This window comes from Leisingera sp. ANG49, assembly GCF_059694505.1.
This window is the reverse complement of sequence record NZ_JCATZN010000008.1, coordinates 110,526-129,930: the sequence shown is the minus strand read 5'-3', so window position 1 is coordinate 129,930 and position 19,405 is coordinate 110,526. Positions and strand designations below refer to the sequence as shown.

The following is a 19,405-nucleotide window of genomic DNA, read 5'->3' as shown; positions in this document are numbered from 1 at the left end:
AGTCCTGCCGATCTTACCGATCTCGTCGGTGCGGCTTGCCGCTTCCACCTCGGTGTCGAGATCGCCGGAGGACACTGCCTCCATGTCGGTGCAGATCCGGTCGATCGGCCTGGTGATAGACCGTGCAAAAAGCCAGCCGAAGAAGGACATGCCGCCGGCGCAGATCAGCGAGGCCAGAAGCAGCATGTTGCGCTTCTCGGCCGCAGGCGCCATCAGCTCAGACCAGTCCTGCTCGGCAATGATCGCCCAGTTTGCAAATTCCAGCGGCAGCGGCTCGGAATAGGCAAGCACAGCATGGCCGTTCAGCCCAGGGACGCCTTTCTGGACGTGGGACTTTCCGTCAAAAGCTGTGGTTACCTGCGGGACCGAAGGCAGCTGCGACAAGACCTGATAGCCGTCTTCGAACCGCGACGTGGTCCGGGCCATCATGTCGGAGCCGGCAATATATATCTGGGTGGTTTGCCCCATGCCCTGATCGTTGTTGACGATGGCTCCCAGCAGGTCCACCGGGATCTGGACCGCCAGCACGCCTACGGTCAGATTGGCATCGTTCACCACCGGAGACGCGGCAAAGGCTGCGGCGGCACCGCCGGAGGGCGCATAAGGCTCCATATCCGCAAAGAAAACCTCCCCGCGGCTGCCTTCCAGCGCCGCACGGTAAACGTCGGCCAGACCGGAATCCTTGAACGGGCCGGTCATCATGTTGGTGCCGTAGTCGTTTTCCTTGAACACCGAATAGACGATGTCGCCGGCCAGGTTGATCAGGAAAGCATCATAGTAGCCCTTGCTCTCGATCAGCGTCTTGTAGGCCGGGTGGAAGGTTTCGTGGTGCATGTGATAGGGCGAGTCGCCTTTGCCGCGCACCAGGAGATGTTTCTGCCCGATCGGGTTGGGGTTCTCGTCGATATAGGCCTGACGCAGGATCTGGCCCGGATTTCCATCCAGATCGTTCCAGGTCATGGTCAGCCATTCGATGGCAGTGGCCGTCGACGGCACCGCCGCCAGGGTCTGCACATCCGCATGAATACCGTCCAGCAATGTCTGCACCGAAAACTTCCGGTCAGCCACCATGGACCGGAACTGGTCCTCGGCATTCTTCTCGGCGCTGCGCTGGAAGCTGATGGTGCTTATGGTGACGAGAATCGCCGTCACAAGCACACCGAACCCAACAACAAACAATGGCAATTTATGTGCCAGCTTGAGCGATTTGAACGCTTTCATTCCGTCCTCCTAAGAGCAATGCGGTCTAGGCCACCGCAATAATGATGCCAGCCAGATTGCGGCTCAGGTGTTAATTTGCCGCTTACGGCGCATACCGCATGCCGCATTTTGATGCGGAAACATGCCGAATTCTGCCGCGCTCCAGCGTCACTTTCTGAAGGTCCGGTAAAGATGCATCCGCAGGCTGTGCGGGGTGCTGGAAACACGCCTGCCGGCACGCTGGAAGTGATTCTTTCGCCGTTAGAGCACAGATAAAAATTGATCGGATTTTTGCAGCGGAAGTTGCTGCCGCTCTCCTTATGAATCCCGCGCGGCGCGGCGCGGGCGGCAATCAAATATTAAGGCCCGCCGCCTAAAACTTGCCTCATCGAACTCGAACTGATCGCCGACAACGGGGGTGCGAATCGCCGAAAATGACAACGGAAACGCAAAAACACGTTTTGGATCTGCCGAACGCTTTCGCGGAGCTGGATCCACTGATCGCCTTCCTGCAAGGCGCGCGCGCCAAGGCGGTCGAAATCGACTGCAGCGGCGTTGCTCTGATGCCTTCCCGCTGCCTGCAGCTTCTGCTTGGCGCGGAACAGCAGTGGCGGTCCGAGGGGGCAGGCTTCGCAGTCACCAACATCACCGAATCCTGCCGCAAGTCCCTGACGCTTCTGGGGCTGGAGCCCAACCGTTTTGAAGACGAGGAAACAGCATGAAAACCAAAGTTCTGGCAATCGACGATTCCCGCACCATCCGGAATCTTCTGGCCGCAACCCTGGAAGAAGCCGGTTTTGAATACCACTGTGCGGTCGATGGCCGCGAGGGCGTGGATATGTATTCCGACTTGGACCCCGATGTGGTGATCACCGACATCAACATGCCCAACCTCGACGGTTTCGGCGTGATCGAGGAGCTGCGCGGCACCGGTATCAATTCAAAGGTGCCGATCCTGGTGCTGACCACCGAAAGCGCGCCGGAGCTGAAAGCACGCGCCCGCGGCGCCGGCGCCACCGGCTGGATCACCAAGCCGTTTGACGATGCCTCGCTGATCTTTGCGCTGAAGCGCGTGACCGGAGCTGCGGCCTGAGATGTCGGGGTCTATTCAGGATACCTTCTTTGAGGAGTGCGAAGAACTCCTCGAAGCAACGGATGAGGGTCTGACCGCCATCGAAGGAGGCGATCACGACTCTGAAGTGGTGAATGCGATTTTCCGCGCCGTGCACTCGATCAAGGGGGGCGCCGGGGCCTTTGGCCTGGACGACCTGGTGGCCTTTGCCCACCGGTTCGAAACCGTGTTTGACGAGGTGCGCTCCAACCGGCTGGATCTGGACGAGAAGCTGATTCAGCTGCTGCTGCGCTCCAGCGACCATCTGTCGGCGCTTGTTGAGGTGGCCCGCGACGGCGGCCAGGTCGACGAGGCGCATCACGACACCCTGCTTGCGGCGCTGGACGAATACATCCCCGAAGAAGAGGAAGACCTCACCTTCGAGCCGATGGGGCTGGGCGGTCCGGCGCCGATGATGGACCTTGGCGAGATCGGCGGCGCCCCGGCGGAGCCGCAGGAAGAGACCTACCGGATCCGCTTCCAGCCGCTGAAGGAAATGTACGGCACCGGCAATGAGCCGTTCTTCCTGTTCCAGGCGCTCAAGGATATGGGCGACCTGACCGTCACGCTGGACGAGAACGAACTGCCCGGCTTTGACACGATGGACATGGGCGAAGCCTATCTGGCATGGGACCTGGTGCTGGTCACCAAGGAGCTGCGTTCGAAGGTTGAGGCCGTTTTCGAGTTCGTCGAAGGACTGTGCGAACTGTCGATCGAAGGCGACGGCGATGCCGAGGCGGAAGCCAATGCGCTGGCAGCCCTGGACGCGATGTTCAGCGCCCACCCCGCCCCGGATGCCGCAACCGCCGCTGAGGGGGAGGCGCCTGCAACCCCTTTTGAACCGCCGGTCCCCGCACCTGAACCCGAAGCCAAACCGGCAGCCGCCGAAGAAAAGGCCTCGGCCCCGAAAGCCGAGAGCGGCAAGCAGGAGCAGCGCGGCGGTCCGAAGCCGACGCTCCGTGTCGAGCTCGAGCGGGTGGACCGGCTGATCAACGCTGTCGGGGAGCTCATCATCAACCACTCGATGCTTGCCCAGCAGATCGCCAATCTCAACGTTTCGGACACCCGCGATGTCGAGACCGAGCTGGAAGGCTTCAAGAATCTGGCACGCGACATTCAGGAAGGTGTCATGGCCATCCGCGCACAGCCGGTGAAGCCGCTGTTCCAGCGCATGGCCCGGATCGTCCGCGAGGCTTCGGCCGCCACCGGCAAGACCTGCAAGCTGGTCACCGAAGGCGAGAACACCGAGGTCGACAAGACGGTAATCGAACGGCTGTCCGACCCGCTGACGCATATCCTGCGCAACGCGGTCGACCACGGCATCGAAAAACCCGAAGACCGCGAAAGCGCGGGCAAGGTCAAAACCGGTGAAATCCGGCTGTCGGCTTCGCACCGTTCAGGCAGCGTCTGCATCGAGATCAAGGACGACGGCGCCGGTGTGAACCGCCCCCGAGTCAAACAGATCGCGATCGAGAAAGGCTTGATCCCGGAAAACGCCGAACTGACCGATGGCGAGATCGATAACCTGCTGTTTGCGCCCGGCTTCTCTACGGCCAAGGAGATCTCTAATCTCTCCGGCCGCGGGGTAGGCATGGATGTTGTGAAGAATGCGGTGACCGGCCTTGGCGGGCGCATCAATATCTCTTCCTCACCGGGCAAAGGCTCCACCTTCACCATCATCCTGCCGCTGACGCTTGCGGTGATGGACGGCATGGTGGTGTCGGTGGCCGATCAGACCATGGTGGTGCCGATCACCTCGATCGTCGAGACCATGCGCGGCAGCGACGACATGATCAACAGCCTGGGCGCCGATGGCACCCTGCTGTCGATCCGCGGCAACTTCGTGCCGATCTGCGATGTCGCCGGCGCCCTTGGCCTGTACCGCGAAAGCGATCAGCAGGCCGGCGTCTACCTGCTGGTGGAAACCGAAACCGGCCAGCGCTGCGCGCTGGCAGTCGATGACATCCACGATCAGCGCCAGGTGGTGATCAAGAGCCTGGACGGCGTCTGCGGGGAAATCCCCGGCGTCGCCGCGGCCACCATCCTGGGCGACGGCAAGATCGCCATGATCCTGGACCCTGAAAGCATCATTGCGGCCTCGCCCACTGCGGCCGCCTTTGACACCGAGCGGAGAATGAGCAATGCAAGCTGAAGTGAAGCAAACCGATCAGGAAGTGAAACACGCTGAACACAGCGAGTTTGTGAGCTTCACCGTGGCCGGACAGGCGTTTTGCCTGAAGATCACCCAGATCCGGGAAATCCGGCGCTGGTCGCCGGTGACCATCCTGCCGCATGCCCCGGCCGATGTTTTGGGGGTGATGAACCTGCGCGGTGCAGTGATCCCGATCTATGACCTCTCCGCCCGTTTCGGTCTGCAGCAGACCGAAGCCAGCGAGCGCAACGTGGTCATTGTTGTCTCCGTGCACGGTAAACCGGTAGGCCTGCTGGCTGAATCGGTCTCCGAGATCATCTCGATCAACCCGGACGACATCCAGGACACCCCGCCAGTGGATAGCCGCAACACGATGGAGTACATCCAAGGCATCATTTCGCATGATGACACCATGGTGCGCATCATCAATCTGGATGCGGTGATCTCGGCTCCGGAGCAGGTGATGCCGTGAGCGCAGAAGGCACGATCACTCCGAATGCGGACAGCTTTTCGCTGTCGGACCAGGAATTCGAAGCCATTGCGCAGTTCGCGCACAAAAACTTCGGCCTGGCGATGGCGAAAAGCAAGAAGCCGCTGGTGTCATCGCGCCTGGCCCGCAAACTGCGCCAGCGCAACATCACCAACTTCAAGGACTACCTTGCCAGCCTGGACGGCCCCAATTCCGACGAGGAACGCAGCGGTCTGTTGTCGCTGCTGACCACGAATGTGACCCATTTCTTCCGGGAGCCGCATCACTTCGAAACCCTGCGCAATGACGTGCTGCCGCCGCTGGTGGAACAGGCGCGGCGCGGCGGCCGGGTGCGGCTGTGGTCGGCAGGCTGCTCCAACGGGCAGGAGCCATACTCGATTGCGATGACGCTGCTGGACGTATGCCCGGAGGCCGCAAAGCTCGACATCAAAATCCTGGGCACCGACATCGACCCGGTGGTGGTGCGCCACGCTCAGGCTGCCAAATACCCCGAGGACGAACTGGCCCAGATTGACACCAAATACAGCAAGCTGGTCCCGAAGCGCGATCCGGACGGGCGGCTGCCGGAAAGCCTGCGCAAACTGATCACCTTCGGGGTGCTGAACCTGATCGAACCTTTCCCCTTCCGGGGCAAGTTCGATGCGATTTTCTGCCGGAACGTTGCGATCTATTTCGACAACCCCACCCAGCAGAAGGTCTGGAGCGCCTTCCAGAATGCCCTGAACCCGGGCGGTACCCTCTTCATCGGTCACTCCGAGCGCATGTCTGGCCCGGCTGCGCAGCACCTGAAGACGGCCGGGATCACCACTTACGTCAACTCACCCGCTGGCAGGTAACCCTGACCACGGCTGCAAGCAGAGCAGAAGGAAAGAAAAATGAGCTTGAAAGACTCTCTCCGCGTTATGGTTGTTGACGATATGTCGACAAGCCGGGGGATCATCACACAAAGCCTGGATGAAATCGGCATCAAGAACTACATGGTCGAAAACTCCGGCCAGGGCGCTTATCAGAAGCTGACCCAAACCCCGGTCCATCTGGTGCTGTCGGATTACAACATGCCGGGCATGGACGGGCTGGGCCTGCTGAAGGCGCTGCGCAGCCATCAGGTGACGCAGCGGGTCGGCTTCATCCTGGTGACCGGCAAGCCGACGCCGGAAATCATCCAGGTCGGCAAGCAGATCGGCCTGAACAACATCATCCGCAAGCCGTTCACGGTGGCTACCATGAAGCAGGCCATCGAACAGGTCGTCGGGCGGCTCTGATCATGGAACGTCCCGACAAAGCCCTGGGCGAACTCTGCGCCGCCTCGGCGTGGGAAATGGAGCAGCTGCGCAGCCAGATGCAAGCGCTGGAGGATGTCGTCCTGGACGTTCTGGAACGGGGCACCGCTCCGACCAGCCAGGAACTCCGCTCGCTGCAGGACTTCGACCTGGTGATCCAGACGCTGTCGGGACTCTCCGGGTTCTACAAGCGCGTGCAGGCCCAGGTTGATAAGTCAGGCCCGGCGGATCTGCCGGCCGCAGCGGCCGGGGTTACCCTGGAAAAGCTGCGCGACCGGCTGCGATCGGCCAGCAGCATGGCCAGCACCTGAAACAGCCAGGCCCTGCCCGGAAACGGGCAGGGCCTGCCAGCCGCAACCTCGCGCGGCGAATTTTCTTTTTCTTTACTGCCTCTAAGGACTACATTGGGCCGTAGCAGAATTCGCTATCCCGGGTATCCGCATGTCTTTTATTTTCAAACCCTTGATTTTCACCTGCTGCCTGCTGCTTGCCGCGGGCGCCCATGCTGCAACTGACCGAATTGCCTTGGTCATTGGTGTTGCGGAGTACCAGTATCTGCCGCCTCTCGAGAATACCCGTAACGATGCGGTCGCGATGGCGGACACATTGGAGGGCATCGGATTCGACGTCAGCTTGGCTCTCGACCCGGGCACATCGGAGATGGAACAGCTGCTGGATGACTTCGCCTTCCGCTCTGAAGTCGCCGATCTGGCGCTGGTCTATTTTGCCGGCCACGGGATTGAGGTGCAGGGCGAAAACTTCCTGATTCCAGTGGATGCCAAGGTCGCCAGCAACCGCGATGTGCAGCGCCAGTCGCTGTCGCTGAAACAGCTGCTGAATGCGGTGGACCGGGCCCGCAAGATGCGGATCGTGATCCTGGACAGCTGCCGCGACAACCCTCTGGGCGACTCCATCGCCTTGGATCAGAGCAGCGGCCAGACGACTGAAACCACGGCAACAACCCGCGGCGGCGGCGGCATGGCGCCGGCCGACCCGGACCGCGGCACCCTGGTGGCCTTTGCTGCCAAGGACGGCCAAGTGGCACTGGATGGCAGCGGCAGCAACTCGCCCTATGCGACCGCCCTGATGGAAAAGATGGTGCAGCCCGGGCTGGAAATCAGCCTGATGTTCCGGCAGGTCCGCGACCAGGTGCTGCAAAGCACCGCGAACCTGCAGGAACCGCATACCTACGGCTCGCTGACCGGCGTGCCCTTCTACCTCGCGGGCCCCGGAGAAGATGATGCCCCGGTATCGGTGGCCGACGCCTCTGCCGCATGGGCGGCGCTGAAACCCGATCAGGAGGAGCAGCTGCTGGCCTTGGCTGAACTGGGCGACACCCGCTCAATGCTGGGCCTGGCCTATATCCGGCTGAACCCGAACGAAGGCCGTTTCGACCCTAAGGCAGCGGTGGATTTCCTGCAGCGCGCAGCGGATGCCGGCTCGCCAGAGGCACAGTTCGAACTGGCCAAGCTCTATGAACGCGGTACTGGCGTGGACGTCGATGAGGCCAAAGCGCTGGAGCTTTACCAAGCGGCCGCAGCCCAGGATTTCGCCGATGCGATCAACGATCTTGGCTTCCTGCATTACCAGGGGGGGCTGGGTCTGCCAGCCAATCCGAACAAGGCGCTGACCTTCTTCGAGCGTGCCGCTGACCTGCGCCATCCGCAGGCGCAGTTCAACTTTGCCGCGCTCATTGATGACGGTCTGATCGCCTCAAAAGGCCCCAAAGATTCCGCGCATTACCTCTATGCCGCGCTGCGCAGCGGAAGCTCCGACGTGCTCAACCTCCTGAGCGAGCGACCCAACATGTTCACCGCCGAAACCCGGCGTGCCTTGCAGCAGAAGCTGAAAGAGAACAATTTCTACGCCGGCGCGATTGACGGAGACTTCGGCCCTGGAACGCAACGCGGAATCCGTCAGGCCTATGGACTGGAGGGATAACCGCCCTACTTCAAGCCGATGTTACATCGTGCTTTGTTCCTCGTACTCCTCACTTTCTTCCTGAACACCCCTTTGGATGGCCAGGCCGCCGGCGGTTATGGCGGCGGCGACGGAGGTCACGGCAGCGGTGATGGCGGCGGCGATGGCGGCGGCGGTGATGGCGGCGGCGGTGATGGCGGCGGCGATGGCGGCGGCGATGGCGGCGGTGATGGCGGCGGCGATGGCGGCGGTGACGGCGGCGGTGACGGCGGCGGTGACGGCGGCGGCGATGGCGGCGGCGATGGCGGCGGCGGCGATGGCGGCGGTGATGGCGGCGGCGATGGCGGCGGCGATGGCGGCGGCGATGGCGGCGGCGGCGATGGCGGCGGCGATGGGGGATCTGGCGGTGTTAGCGCCCGGGGCGGCGGCGGTGGCGAGGGCGAAGGAAGCACGTTTGGCGGCTCGTCCGGAAGCGGCCGGTTCTTTGGCAATCGCATACGCTCTGCCGACGAAGTGGTGGATCGGGTTGCCGGCTTCCAGGATCTTTGCGGGATCGTAGGCCCCTACCTGATCGACTGCCTTGCTGAGCGTTTCGAAGCGCTGGAAAAGGATCTGGCAGGTTTGCCAGGACATGAGCCGCTGCGGGCAATTCTCAAGGAAACAGCCCAGGATCTGCGCCAAATTGCGCGGGAAAACCGCGACCCCTCGAAACCAAGGGGCAAGGCACGGTCCATTAACAGCACAGACCGGTCGCACCGCCCGATTGTGGCAGTCGCACCGGAGCGGCAGGCAACTGCGATAGCCCAAGCACTGGCAGTCTTGGAAGAAACTCAGACAAAACTGCTGCGCTCAGCCGAAAGCTCCCCCACCAGATCGGTGGTGCGCTATCAGCGGATCGCTGCCGCAATCGATTCCAGCAAGGTGCTGCTCCGGTCTGCCTGAGATCGCCCGGAGGACAGGCTTACAGCAGCCCGTTGGCGATCCATTCATCCAACTGGCGGCGGCTGATCTCGAAGTGCATGCTGTCCTCGCGCCGGAACCCGGCGCCCCAGACCCAGCCTTGGTCATAAAAGAAATCCGCCATGATGGTGAGGCCCAGCTGGGTCTTGCCATCGGTGAAATTGTCCAGCTTGCCGTCAATGTTCAGGTCCACCGCCAGACCGTAGCTGTGGGTGGACAGCGAATTGGTGGTGCCGCGGATCCGCCGCACGCACAGCGCGCCGGCGGTGTTGATGCGGGCATAGAGGTCCGGATCGGCCTGGCGGATGTTCTCGAACACCACCTTCAGGCTTTCGATTGCCGGGCGCAGCATGCTGACCCGGATCGGCCCGACCTGTTCGGTCACCAGTTTTTCCTTGAGGTCCGGGTTGGTCATCGGCTGGCAGGTGTCGTTCAGATCCTCCCGCGGGCGGCCCAGTTTCTCGGTCAGGTATTTGCCGCCGGTCACCCGCAGGCCGCGGTTCACGTTCAGCCGGTCGGCTATCAGCACCACTTGGGCATAATCCAGGTCGGCACCCCCGGTCTGGTTCCAGATTGCGGCCTCGCCGGCCGCGTCATCGGTGAAAGGGCTTCCGGTGCCTGCCCCTCCGGCAGGCAGGCGGGCAACTTCGTTCTGCAGATCCGACATCCGGGCTTGCAGATCCTCGACCTGCTGGCGCAGCATCTCGATCTCGATCCGGGCAGTAGAGTCGACACCGCCGGCACCCTGGTAGTCCTCCTCGCTCAACAGCCAGCTGAGCCCGAACCAGATGGCCGGAGCCAGCACGAGGCCAATGGCGATGATCACAGCTGGCAGTACCCGCATTTTTCCTCCCGTTGCGTCTGCGCCCATTTCAATCTTTAGCTGCCCGGCAGTAAACCCCCTGATTACAACTTGCCGGAAACACCGTGTTTTTTTCCCGCGCTTGGTTCTGCCCGGCATTGGCAGGCTGATGGTGCTGGTATAGACTGCCTGCAACGTTGAAACGGTAGGGGAGGGCGCAGAGCATGATCCGCCTGAAAGGTATTTTTACAAGTATTCTGGGGGCCGGCCTGATTTTTGCACCGATGGCGCAGGCGCAATCAAACAGCGGCGAGCTTTCGGTGGAAGAAATCACTGAAGCCTTCAAGAAACAAAAGACACGCGGCCTGGTGATCGTGCCCAGCAGCGCGGATGCGGGCCAGGACACAACCGAAGAAGCAGCAACTGTCGCCGCTGCGGCGGAAGAGTACAATCCCGTTGACCGCCAGACCCAGATCAACGTCCAGATCTCTTTCGACTTCGACAGCGCGGCCCTGCGCGCCGACCAGGAGCCGAAGCTGGCCAACATGTGCGCGTCGATGAAGGCGCTGGATGGCACCGTGTTCCAGATCATCGGCCACACCGACAGCTCCGGCTCCGCCGCATACAACGAACGGCTGTCGCTGCTGCGCGCGCAGGAAGTGCGCCGCCATCTGATCAGCTCCTGCGGCGTGCGCGAGGATATGCTGAAAGCAATCGGTATGGGTGAAACCGCACCGTTCAACCAGGATAACACGCGCGCCGATGAAAACCGCCGCGTTGAATTCCAGGCTCTGGGCTGACTACAGCCCGAGTCCGCGCCGGCTAAAAGGCCAGGGAGACCTCCATGCTTGAATCGCGCCCTGGCGACTTGTTCCAGCCGGGTGATCTGCTCAACAACACCTACAGGATCGAATGCCTGCTGGGCCGTGGCGGCACGTCCGACGTTTACAAGGCCCGCTCGGAAATCTCCGGAAATCTGGTCGCCCTGAAGGTGCTGAAGCAGGAACTTGCCGCCAACGAGGACTTCACAGTCCTGATGGCGCGCGAGGAGAACATCCGGGAAATCCGCCACGCCGCCGTGGTGCGCTACTCGGAGAACCACCGCACGCCGGACGGCCATATCTACTTGCTGATGGATTACGTCGACGGCCCCGGCCTCGACAAGCGCCTGAAGCAGGGGCCGATGCCGGCCGAAGACCTTTTGGTGATCTGCCGCCGGGTGGCCCAGGGCCTGCAAGCGGCGCATGCCCGCAATATCGTGCATCGCGACCTCAGCCCCGACAACATCATCCTGCGGGGTGGCGACCCGGCAGAGGCGGTGATCATCGATTTCGGTATCGCCAAGGACACCAACCCGGGCGCCCAGACCATTGTCGGCAATGAATTTGCCGGCAAGTACTCCTATGCCGCACCGGAGCAGATGAGCGGCGACACGGATGCCCGTTCGGACATCTATTCGCTGGGGGCGCTGCTCTTGGCCAATTTCCGCGGCGCAGCACCCAAGCTGGGTGCCAACCCGATGGAAGTAGTTGAAAACAAGCAGAAACCTCTGGACACTGATGATGTTCCTGAACCGTTGAAAAGCCTGATTGACCGGATGTGCGCACCGGATCCGGACGACCGGTTTCAGAACGCGGGTGAAGTACTGGCCTTCCTGGACAATCCAGACAGCGGCAGCCTTGGGGATGTGCTGGATACGCCAAACGAAGATGCCACCATCATCGTGCCGCAGACCAGCAAACCTGCGGCGCCCCCCTCCCCGCCCGCTTCCAAAGCGGCACCGGCAAAAGCAAAGAAACGCGGCGGCGGCGTCTGGGCCGCGCTGATAGTCCTGCTGCTGCTCGGCGGCGGTGGTGCCGGCGCTTATTTCGGCGGGTTTCTCGACAGTTTCCTGGGGCCCAGCTATCCAGTGGCGCGCCCCTATTCTCTGATTGCGGAAAAGCCGGCGGACGGTCCGGTGGAGATCGTCGGAAACGTGCCCTCTGAAACGGTCCGTGATGCGTTGCTTGCGCTGTCGCAGGACGCTGATCTGACCCTGGCGTCCGGAGCCATTGCCGACACCTGGGGCGCTGATGTGCTGGATACCGTGAAACCGCTCGAGGGCCTGCGCGAATGGCGGCTGGTGATCAGCAACAATAAGGCGCGGCTGACTGGCACCACGGATGACACCAATGTCGCGGAGATGCTGAATGAGCTGTTCCGCAACGGATTGCCCGGAGCCCTGGAAGGCAAGGCCGAAATCCGGTTTGAACTGCCGGTTCTGCCGGTGGCCGAGGTCAAGGCGATCATGGACAGCTTTGCCGATTGCGGCCCTCTGGTGCGTCAGGGCAACGGCCACTTTGACGGCTACGGCCCCTCCGATCCGATCCTGATCAGCGGCCGGGTTGCTAGCACTGCCACCCGGCTTGAGCTGTTCGATGCCCTCCGCGCGCTGGCCCATGAACGTCAGGTAGTTTTGGATGTAGAGGTGCTGAATGACTCGCTCTGCGTTGTCGAACAACACCTGCCCAAGGCACCGCCGGGCGGCGCTGAGGTCGAGTTCGCGGTAGGTGGAACCACTGTGGAGCCGAACCCGTCAGGCCGCTTCTTTGTCGGCGAAAACCCGGTTATCGACGTGGTGCTGCCAAATGACCTGACCGACGGTTACCTCACGGTTTCGATCCTGGACGTATCGGGCAATGTATTCCACCTGCTGCCCAACATTTCGCGGGCGGACAATGCGGTCGCCAGCCTGCGGGACGGCGAAACAGGCGAGGTTCCGGTGCGGGTTGCCTACAGCCTGGAGGAATCGGCGTCTAATGGCGGCATTGCTTTCAAGGTCGACGACAGCACTCTGGGCAAGAGCAAGGTGCTGGTGCTGCATTCCGCAGAGCCCCTGTTTGACGGCATGCGGCCAACCTCTGAAAGCGCAGTGGGATTTGCCGAGGCGCTTAAGGCCAGTTACGAGGCTGATTCCAGCCGTATCCGCTCGCTCGACAGCCGTATTCTGGTGACCGCCAAGCCCTGACCAGAGCATTGGGATTTTGCGGAGATACCGGCACGGGAAATATGTGCTTTCCGGGCCGGAAAACGGTTGCCTTACAGAACGTCGATCACGATGGCCGTGATGTTGTCCGCCCCGCCGCCCGTCAGTGCAATCTGGATAAGCTGATCGCCCACCGTTTCCAGCGGCGCGCTGCCCAGCACATCCTCCAGGATTTGGAAGGTGGCGTATTTGGTCAGCCCGTCCGAGCAGATCAGGAACCGGTCGCCGGGTTCTGTGTCGCCGCGGATCTTGTCGATCTCCAGCTCCTCCCCGACCCCTACGGCGCGGGTGATGGCATTGGAGTGCGGGTGCTGCTCCGCTTCGTCCCAGGTCATCTTGCCGGCCAGCACGTATTCCGCCACCGCCGAATGATCTTCTGTCAGCATCTCGATGTGGCCGTCGCGCAGCCGGTAGATCCGGCTGTCCCCGGCCCAGAGGCCAACAAAATGCTGGTTCGCCATGATCAGCGCCGCGACGGTTGACCCGATGGTGCCACCGCCTCGGGCCTCGGCCTCGGCCCGTATCGCCTTGTGCGCATTCTTGATCGCATCGCGCAGTGCATGCATCCGCGCTGCAGGGTCCAGGCCCAGCGGGATCATTGCCACCGCATCAGCGATCAGGCGGCTGGCAAAGTCGCCCGCGTCATGGCCGCCCATCCCATCGGCGACCAGCCAGATGTCATGTTCCGGCAACGCCAGAACAGAATCCTCGTTGACCTTGCGCTTCAGCCCCACGTGGGTTTGCGCGGTATAGCGGTATTTGCGCAGCTGGTTCATCATGCGGCTTCGACCCCTGCCCAGACCGGCGCGCCAAGGTCAATCAAGCCCAAGGCTACCGGGCCCGACGGTAGACCCTGGCAGGCCAAGGTGCGCGGCATACCGTCCAAAACCGCGGTCCACAAGCTGCATCCGGACAGGCGGGGGTTCAATCGGCCGTCAGGACCTGAAACCGCCAGCCGCTCCAGCCCTTGCGGCCCAGCCATCACCGCATCCGGATTTTCGGATGCCGATCCCCGGCCATCTTCGGGCACCGGCACTGCTCCAAGCCGTTCTGCAAGGCTGTCTTTGGTCATGGTGTCCTCCAATGCATCCAATGCCAGGTCCTCCAGCCCCTCAAACAGCGGTTGGGCGCCCAGATGACCCAGCTCCGGCGGACCGGATTTGGGCAGCGCCGCCATCAGGGTCAGCGGAAACCGCCGCCCAACCCGGTCGACCGACGGCATCATCACCCCCCAGACCGGTGCCGCCCCCGCGAGCCCCGCCGGCAGGGTGAACCGCCAGATCGGCGCTGTCATGTAGTGCGCGTCGAAGCCGGAACCATAAGCTGCCTTGCCATCCAGCATAACCTGCTGCAGCCACGCATCCCAGACCCGCACGAATCCGCCGGGCGTGTTCAGCCGGAAGAAGTCCCCGGCTGAAGGCATCTTGCCGAATGCGCCGAACCCAGCCATCACATCGACTTCGGGCAGCTGAACTTCGCCATGGCCGGCAGGGCGAAGGGGTTGATGACTGATCCGGACTGCAGCTCGAACAGCGCCAGCCGCCCGCCGACGCGGAAATTGACCCGGCGCCGGTCCGACACATTGGTGCGCCGTACCTCTGCCGCGTCCAGCAGCCGGAACCAGGCCCACGGCCCGTCCCGCGACAGCACATTCTCGCTGTCCCGCTTCTGCGGCAGCAGCGTCAGCCGCGCCAGACCGACCGAGCCGGGCCAGGTCACAGCCACCGGCGTCGGTGCGCCGGAGCGGTGGTTATAGGCCACCTTGGTCCCGTCGATTTCCAGCAGCACCTCCTTGGCCTTGGGATCCAGCGCGTTGACGGTGATCTGGAAGTTCACCGCGGGCTGGGCACCGCCGGCAAAGAACGCCTCCTTGATCTCCGACGCGTACTGCATCTGCTGCAGCACTGCCGGGCTGATGCCGAGGTCCACGTCGTTCACCCGTTTCCATGTCCAGGGACGGCTGCGGGTGTCGACATATTTCAGCAGGTGTTCATTGAAGAAACTGTCGATCATCCCGTTCGGGGAAAACAGCTTGGCAAAATCTGCCATCGCCACATCAGCCCGCGCCGAGCGGTTGAACGGATAACGGTTTGCCAGCGCTTTCTCGCAGAACGGCAGCACCGCTGATTGCCAGCGCGCGTTGATCGAAGCGCGGGTGCCCTCCGAGGTGATGCCCGACGATCCCGCCGAAATCTGCGTCGCCCAGCGGGGCAGCGGTCCCCCCATGCGGCTGGCGGTCTGCTGGAACTGCAGCAGAGCCTGGCCGCTCTGGCCGCCGGTGGCAACGCCGGAGAAGGACATCTTGTTCAGCTCCTGATAGACCAGCTGCAGCTGCCCCATCAGATCATCCAGCTGCGAGGGCTGACCCTCGGGCCGGTTGACCAGGTCATACAGCCACTGGAACCGTTCCTGCACATAGGCCCCCGGCGGCTTGGCTGCCTGACCAGGCGCATTTTCGGCGGAACCGACCAGCGCCTCCAGCAGGATCTGCCCCTGGATCGACAGGTTCGAGCGCGCCTCAATCGCGGCCACGTTCTGGGCGCCGGCGGCCAAGGTGCCCGCGTCCAGAAGCGATTTGTCCTCATTCAGCCGGGTCTCGTTGCTGACGTCGGTCAGGATATTAACGATGGGTGAGGTCGGCCCCGACAGCACATTGGTGACTTCCACCGCATGGGACAGCGATTCCAGCGGCACGATGTCGATATCGCCCAGGATCTGATCATAGCGGCTGATGTAGTCGTTATAATAAAGGTCCAGCACATCACGGCTGAGCTTCAGCAGTACCGCCTCGTTCTGGGCTGCCTCGCTCTGCTCACCCAGCACCCAGGCCTCGCGGTGGACCCGTTCTGCGACGCTGACCGCTTCCGGCAGGAACACGTTGTGGAAGCCGTCATAGGTGAAGATACCCTCGATGCCGTCATTCAGCGGCTTGCCGGAGCTGCGCACAAGCACCCGTTTGACGGAGGGCCCGCCCACATCGGTGATCCGCCACTTCGGCAGAGCGGTGGCCTTCTGCGAATTCAGGATACCGTTATAGACCCGCTGGGCCAGCGGCATCTCCGACAGGATGTTCTGCGCCTGCTCGATCAGCGGGCCGTTGAGCGCGATTTCCTCCATCGGCTGCGACAGCAGCGCGGTAAGGTGGTCCGTCAGGTCGGCGCGCAACTGGCTGCGGGCAATACCGGGATAGGCAATGTTCTCCCAGTCGAGCCGCATCCATTCCTTGACCAGGTCAGGGTTCATCGGCCCCTGCAGTCCCAGCATCAGGTAGATCTTCAGCGCCTCATACAGCGTGTCGGGGTTGTTCATATTACCCTCGATCTGCTGCTCCAGCCGGACCAGCAGCCGCGGCAGCAGCCGCCGGTTCAGCGCGCCGCGGTAGGTCTGCGCCGCCTGGGTGCCGATCACCTCGCCCTGATACAGGCCATAGGTCATTGCTCCGTCAGGCTCCGGGTCGGACAGGACCGGGTTACCCGGCATGTCGCGCAGATTGTTCAGCGCAGCTGCCACCGGCACCAGGTCGGTGTCACCTACCGGGCTGGGCGGCAGCTCCGCCGCGGCAGCCTGATAGGTGGCAACCTGCCCCTCAGCTTGGGCAATCAGATCTGTGTTCTTGAGATACGACCGCACCCAAAGCGCGCCCATCGCAATGGCCACCAGCACCGTGGCGGTAATCGCAATCCGCCGGGTCCAGCGGTAGCGGCGTTCAACCTTGTCATCCGCGGACACCAGTCCGGCCTCGGGAAACATCACGCCTTCGAACAGCCGGGTCAGGAAGAAGCTGCGCCCGGTCCCCTGCCCCGTGCCGATTGCCTGACGCCCGATACCAAAGGTCTGCGCCATGCCCAGCATCAGCCGGTCAATCGGCGTGCCTTCCTGGGTGCCAGAGGTGAAATAGACGCCGCGCAGCATCTGGCGCTGCTCATAGCGGTTGTCCTGGAACACCTCCATCAGAAACTCGCGCGCCACACCGCGCATCGAGGCGACCTGCGCCGGGAAGCCGGCAATCAGCGCCCGGCGCTGGTGGTCGGTCTCGGTCTGCATCTTCTCCAGAAGCTGGGCGTTGATCTGCCCCAGCAGCAGGCCGAATTCCTCGTCGAACCCGGCAATCGGCGGCTGTTCCTTCTTGCCCTTGGGCAGCGGCAGAGTAAAACCCCAGACCTGCTCGCGGTCTTCCTTGCCAAGACTGTCGTGAAACTCCTGAAAGCCGGCAATCAGGTCGGCCTTGGTGAACAGCACATAGACCGGGAACCGCACCCCCAGCATTTCGCGCAGCTCCGCCAGGCGGCGGCGCACGGCAGCGGCATGGCTTTTCTGGGTGATCTCATCCTGCAGGCTGAGGTCCGACAGTGATATGGCAATGATCGCACCGTTGATCGGCTGCCGCTTGCGGTACTTCTTCAACAGCCCCAGAAAGCCCAGCCAGGCGGCGTTATCGGCCTCGGCGTCGCTTTCCTGCGTGGTATAGCGGCCGGCAGTGTCGATCAGCACCGCGTCATTGGTGAACCACCAGTCACAGTTGCGGGTGCCGCCGACGCCGCCAATGGCGGCCTTGCCCATCTTCTCAGCCAGCGGGAACTTCAGGCCGGAATTCACAATCGCGGTTGTCTTACCGGCGCCCGGCGGGCCGATCATGATGTACCACGGCAGGTCGTTCAGGTGGCGCCGCCCGCCCTTGGACTTACGCAGCTCCTTCATCGCGTCCTTGAACTTGCCGCGCAGCTCGCCGATTTCCTCGGACAAAACATCGTCTTCCGAGGTGTCGACGGTCTCCGCCATCTCCTCGGTCATCTCCTTGTCTTTGCGGCGCCGCCGCCAGAAGATGATGCCGATGATGATGAAATACAGCAGGAAGATCACCCCGATGGTGATCAGCCGCGCCAGCACGCCGTCAAACGGGCGCCACTCCGCGCCGCCAATGAAGGGCGCGAAAAACCACACGCAGGCCGACAGCACCGCTGCCAGGATCAGCAGGATGGTGTAGATCGACCGGAACAGGGGAAAGATATAACGGCGGATCATCCTTCAACCTCCTGAACCAGCAGGATTTCGATCCTGCGATTCTTGGCCCGGCCTGCGCGGGTGCTGTTGTCTGCAATCGGTTCCTTGTCGGCGCGGCCCTCAGCTGACAGCCGGTCCGGGTCGGTCATCACCCTTGCCATGCCCGCCATCACCGATTTCGCCCGCGCCAGCGAGAGCGCCATGTTTGAAGGGAAGCGGGAGGAGCGGATCGGCACGTTGTCGGAATGCCCTGCCACGATGATCTTGCCTTTTTCGTCATTCAGCGCCTCGGCCACCCGGTTCACCGGAGTGCGGAACGCCTTGCTCAGCTGGTCAGAGCCGGAACCGAACATGCCGGAACCGGTCAGCCGGATAATAAGCGTGTTGCCCTTCTGGAAGACTTGCACGATGCCTTCCTTGATCTCCGGCTCCAGGAAGCCCGCGACCTTGGCGACCTGCTCCTCGGTCGTCGGCGCCAGCGGCGGCGGCGGTGGCGGCGGTGCCCGCCGTTCCAGCTCCGCCTTGGGGCCGGAGTCCACAATCGTCAGCTGCCCCACCACATTCTCTGTCTGGTTCGACAGCATCCAGCTGAGGCCAAGAAACTGCAGCGCCAGGATGGCGCAGGTGGCCGCCATGGTGATCCACACCAGACGCCAGACCGACAAAGCTTTGAACGGTTTGATCAGGCCTTCCCAATGGGGCGACAGATCGCGCTCAACGGGTCCGCGCTGGTTGCGGATGATCCGGGCCAGCGCGCCGCGGATCTGCAAATGCTTCTCCGATCCGCCCTGTTCCACCCGCAGGCGGCCTTCGAACCCCAGCGACAGGCACATATAGAGGAACTCGAGCATATCGATGTTGTTGCCCGGTTCCTTCTCCAGCCGCGCCAGGAGGTCATAGAAGCGGTCGCCGCCCACCACCTCGCGGTGGAAGGTCGCCACCATCGATTGCAGGCCCCAGGCGGACTGGCCGCCCCAGGGCGTGTTCAGCACCACATCGTCCAGTGTCGCGCACAGCGCATAACGTGCGATCTTCACTGTCTGCGCGGCAATGCCCGCCTGCAGGGCGCGGTTTTCAAACGCGCGCACCTCGGCGACCACGTTCTTGCGCAGGCCATCCGGGTCCATGTGCTGGGCCCGGTTGCGGATACGGGAAATCAGCGCAAACAGGGTCGAGGCGCAGGCGGTCAGCTGGTTCATGCCCGTCAGCGCCATCTTCGGTGCCTTGGCCCCGCCCGCCGCAGCTTGCGGTTTCGGTGCCGCCGCCTGCGGCACGCCATAGGCATCCAGTGCAGGTTCGGCCGGCTCCGCCGGCTGTTCCGGCACCGGCTGGGCTTGCTGCGGCACGTCCGGCTGCTGCATCGGCGTGGCCGTGCGCCGCCCGCCCGGGTTCGGCTTGATCACCGTCTTGTCGGTATCCCCCGGTTCGGCAAAGGGATCGTCATAATCAGCCATTTCAGCGCCT

General features: G+C 62.8%; 17 protein-coding genes. 10 read left to right on the top strand and 7 right to left on the bottom strand.

Going from position 1 to position 19,405, the window contains the following annotated elements; translation table 11 throughout:
- On the bottom strand, positions 1-1,221 hold a 1,221-nt coding region (locus AC58NV_RS20690; RefSeq protein ID WP_497228815.1), incomplete at its 3' end, for a HAMP domain-containing protein.
- Positions 1,222-1,634: 413 nt separating this feature from the next.
- Here AC58NV_RS20690 and AC58NV_RS20685 point away from each other — a divergent pair.
- The 8 genes from AC58NV_RS20685 to AC58NV_RS20650 all read left to right on the top strand — a co-directional run bounded on the left by AC58NV_RS20685 (position 1,635) and on the right by AC58NV_RS20650 (position 8,174).
- Positions 1,635-1,922: an STAS domain-containing protein gene (locus tag AC58NV_RS20685; protein ID WP_029204938.1), complete on the top strand. Its 288-nt coding sequence runs from the start codon at positions 1,635-1,637 to the stop codon at positions 1,920-1,922.
- Positions 1,919-2,293, top strand: coding sequence for a response regulator (locus tag AC58NV_RS20680; protein ID WP_497228814.1), 375 nt, complete (start codon positions 1,919-1,921; stop codon positions 2,291-2,293). The genes AC58NV_RS20685 and AC58NV_RS20680 overlap by 4 nt, the downstream gene beginning before the upstream one ends.
- A 1-nt stretch (position 2,294) precedes the next feature.
- Complete coding sequence (locus tag AC58NV_RS20675) at positions 2,295-4,463, top strand: chemotaxis protein CheA (protein WP_497228813.1); 2,169 nt, start codon at positions 2,295-2,297, stop codon at positions 4,461-4,463.
- Positions 4,453-4,935, top strand: a complete 483-nt coding sequence (locus AC58NV_RS20670) for a chemotaxis protein CheW (protein WP_019297432.1) — start codon at positions 4,453-4,455, stop codon at positions 4,933-4,935. Before AC58NV_RS20675 ends, AC58NV_RS20670 begins: the two co-directional genes overlap by 11 nt.
- Positions 4,932-5,789, top strand: coding sequence for a CheR family methyltransferase (locus tag AC58NV_RS20665; protein WP_497228812.1), 858 nt, complete (start codon positions 4,932-4,934; stop codon positions 5,787-5,789). The genes AC58NV_RS20670 and AC58NV_RS20665 overlap by 4 nt, the downstream gene beginning before the upstream one ends.
- Before the next feature lie 39 nt (positions 5,790-5,828).
- Positions 5,829-6,215, top strand: coding sequence for a response regulator (locus AC58NV_RS20660; RefSeq protein ID WP_019297434.1), 387 nt, complete (start codon positions 5,829-5,831; stop codon positions 6,213-6,215).
- A gap of 2 nt (positions 6,216-6,217) precedes the next feature.
- Positions 6,218-6,544 carry a DUF8776 family protein gene (locus tag AC58NV_RS20655; protein ID WP_366663561.1) on the top strand — a complete coding sequence of 109 codons (327 nt, stop codon included), beginning with the start codon at positions 6,218-6,220 and terminating at the stop codon, positions 6,542-6,544.
- Positions 6,545-6,674: 130 nt separating this feature from the next.
- The gene (locus AC58NV_RS20650) at positions 6,675-8,174 is read left to right on the top strand and encodes a caspase family protein (RefSeq protein WP_497228811.1); all 1,500 of its coding nucleotides are present in this window, start codon (positions 6,675-6,677) and stop codon (positions 8,172-8,174) included.
- Positions 8,175-8,195: 21 nt separating this feature from the next.
- Here AC58NV_RS20650 and AC58NV_RS20645 read toward each other — a convergent pair whose 3' ends face one another.
- Positions 8,196-8,786 (bottom strand): hypothetical protein, encoded by a 591-nt coding sequence (locus AC58NV_RS20645; RefSeq protein WP_497228810.1) that lies wholly within the window; start codon positions 8,784-8,786, stop codon positions 8,196-8,198.
- Between the two features lie 328 nt (positions 8,787-9,114).
- Complete coding sequence (locus tag AC58NV_RS20640) at positions 9,115-9,957, bottom strand: M15 family metallopeptidase (protein ID WP_497228809.1); 843 nt, start codon at positions 9,955-9,957, stop codon at positions 9,115-9,117.
- A gap of 182 nt (positions 9,958-10,139) precedes the next feature.
- Here AC58NV_RS20640 and AC58NV_RS20635 point away from each other — a divergent pair, with 182 nt between their 5' ends.
- Positions 10,140-10,715, top strand: coding sequence for an OmpA family protein (locus tag AC58NV_RS20635; RefSeq protein ID WP_497228808.1), 576 nt, complete (start codon positions 10,140-10,142; stop codon positions 10,713-10,715).
- A 44-nt stretch (positions 10,716-10,759) separates the two neighbouring features.
- Entirely contained in the window at positions 10,760-12,922 is a 2,163-nt protein-coding gene (locus AC58NV_RS20630; RefSeq protein WP_497228807.1) for a serine/threonine protein kinase, read from the top strand.
- Positions 12,923-12,993: 71 nt separating this feature from the next.
- Here AC58NV_RS20630 and AC58NV_RS20625 read toward each other — a convergent pair whose 3' ends face one another.
- From AC58NV_RS20625 to icmH, 4 genes are read right to left on the bottom strand one after another with little or no spacing between them, the layout of a single operon-like run.
- Entirely contained in the window at positions 12,994-13,716 is a 723-nt protein-coding gene (locus AC58NV_RS20625; protein ID WP_497228821.1) for a PP2C family protein-serine/threonine phosphatase, read from the bottom strand.
- Positions 13,716-14,390: a type VI secretion system-associated protein TagF gene (gene tagF, locus AC58NV_RS20620; RefSeq protein WP_497228806.1), complete on the bottom strand. Its 675-nt coding sequence runs from the start codon at positions 14,388-14,390 to the stop codon at positions 13,716-13,718. Before tagF ends, AC58NV_RS20625 begins: the two co-directional genes overlap by 1 nt.
- A complete protein-coding gene (gene tssM / locus AC58NV_RS20615) occupies positions 14,390-17,962 on the bottom strand; it encodes a type VI secretion system membrane subunit TssM (RefSeq protein WP_497228805.1) in 3,573 nt (1,190 codons plus the stop codon). Before tssM ends, tagF begins: the two co-directional genes overlap by 1 nt.
- The gene (icmH, locus tag AC58NV_RS20610) at positions 17,959-19,395 is read right to left on the bottom strand and encodes a type IVB secretion system protein IcmH/DotU (protein ID WP_366662978.1); all 1,437 of its coding nucleotides are present in this window, start codon (positions 19,393-19,395) and stop codon (positions 17,959-17,961) included. The genes tssM and icmH overlap by 4 nt, the downstream gene beginning before the upstream one ends.
- Positions 19,396-19,405: the final 10 nt, after the last annotated feature.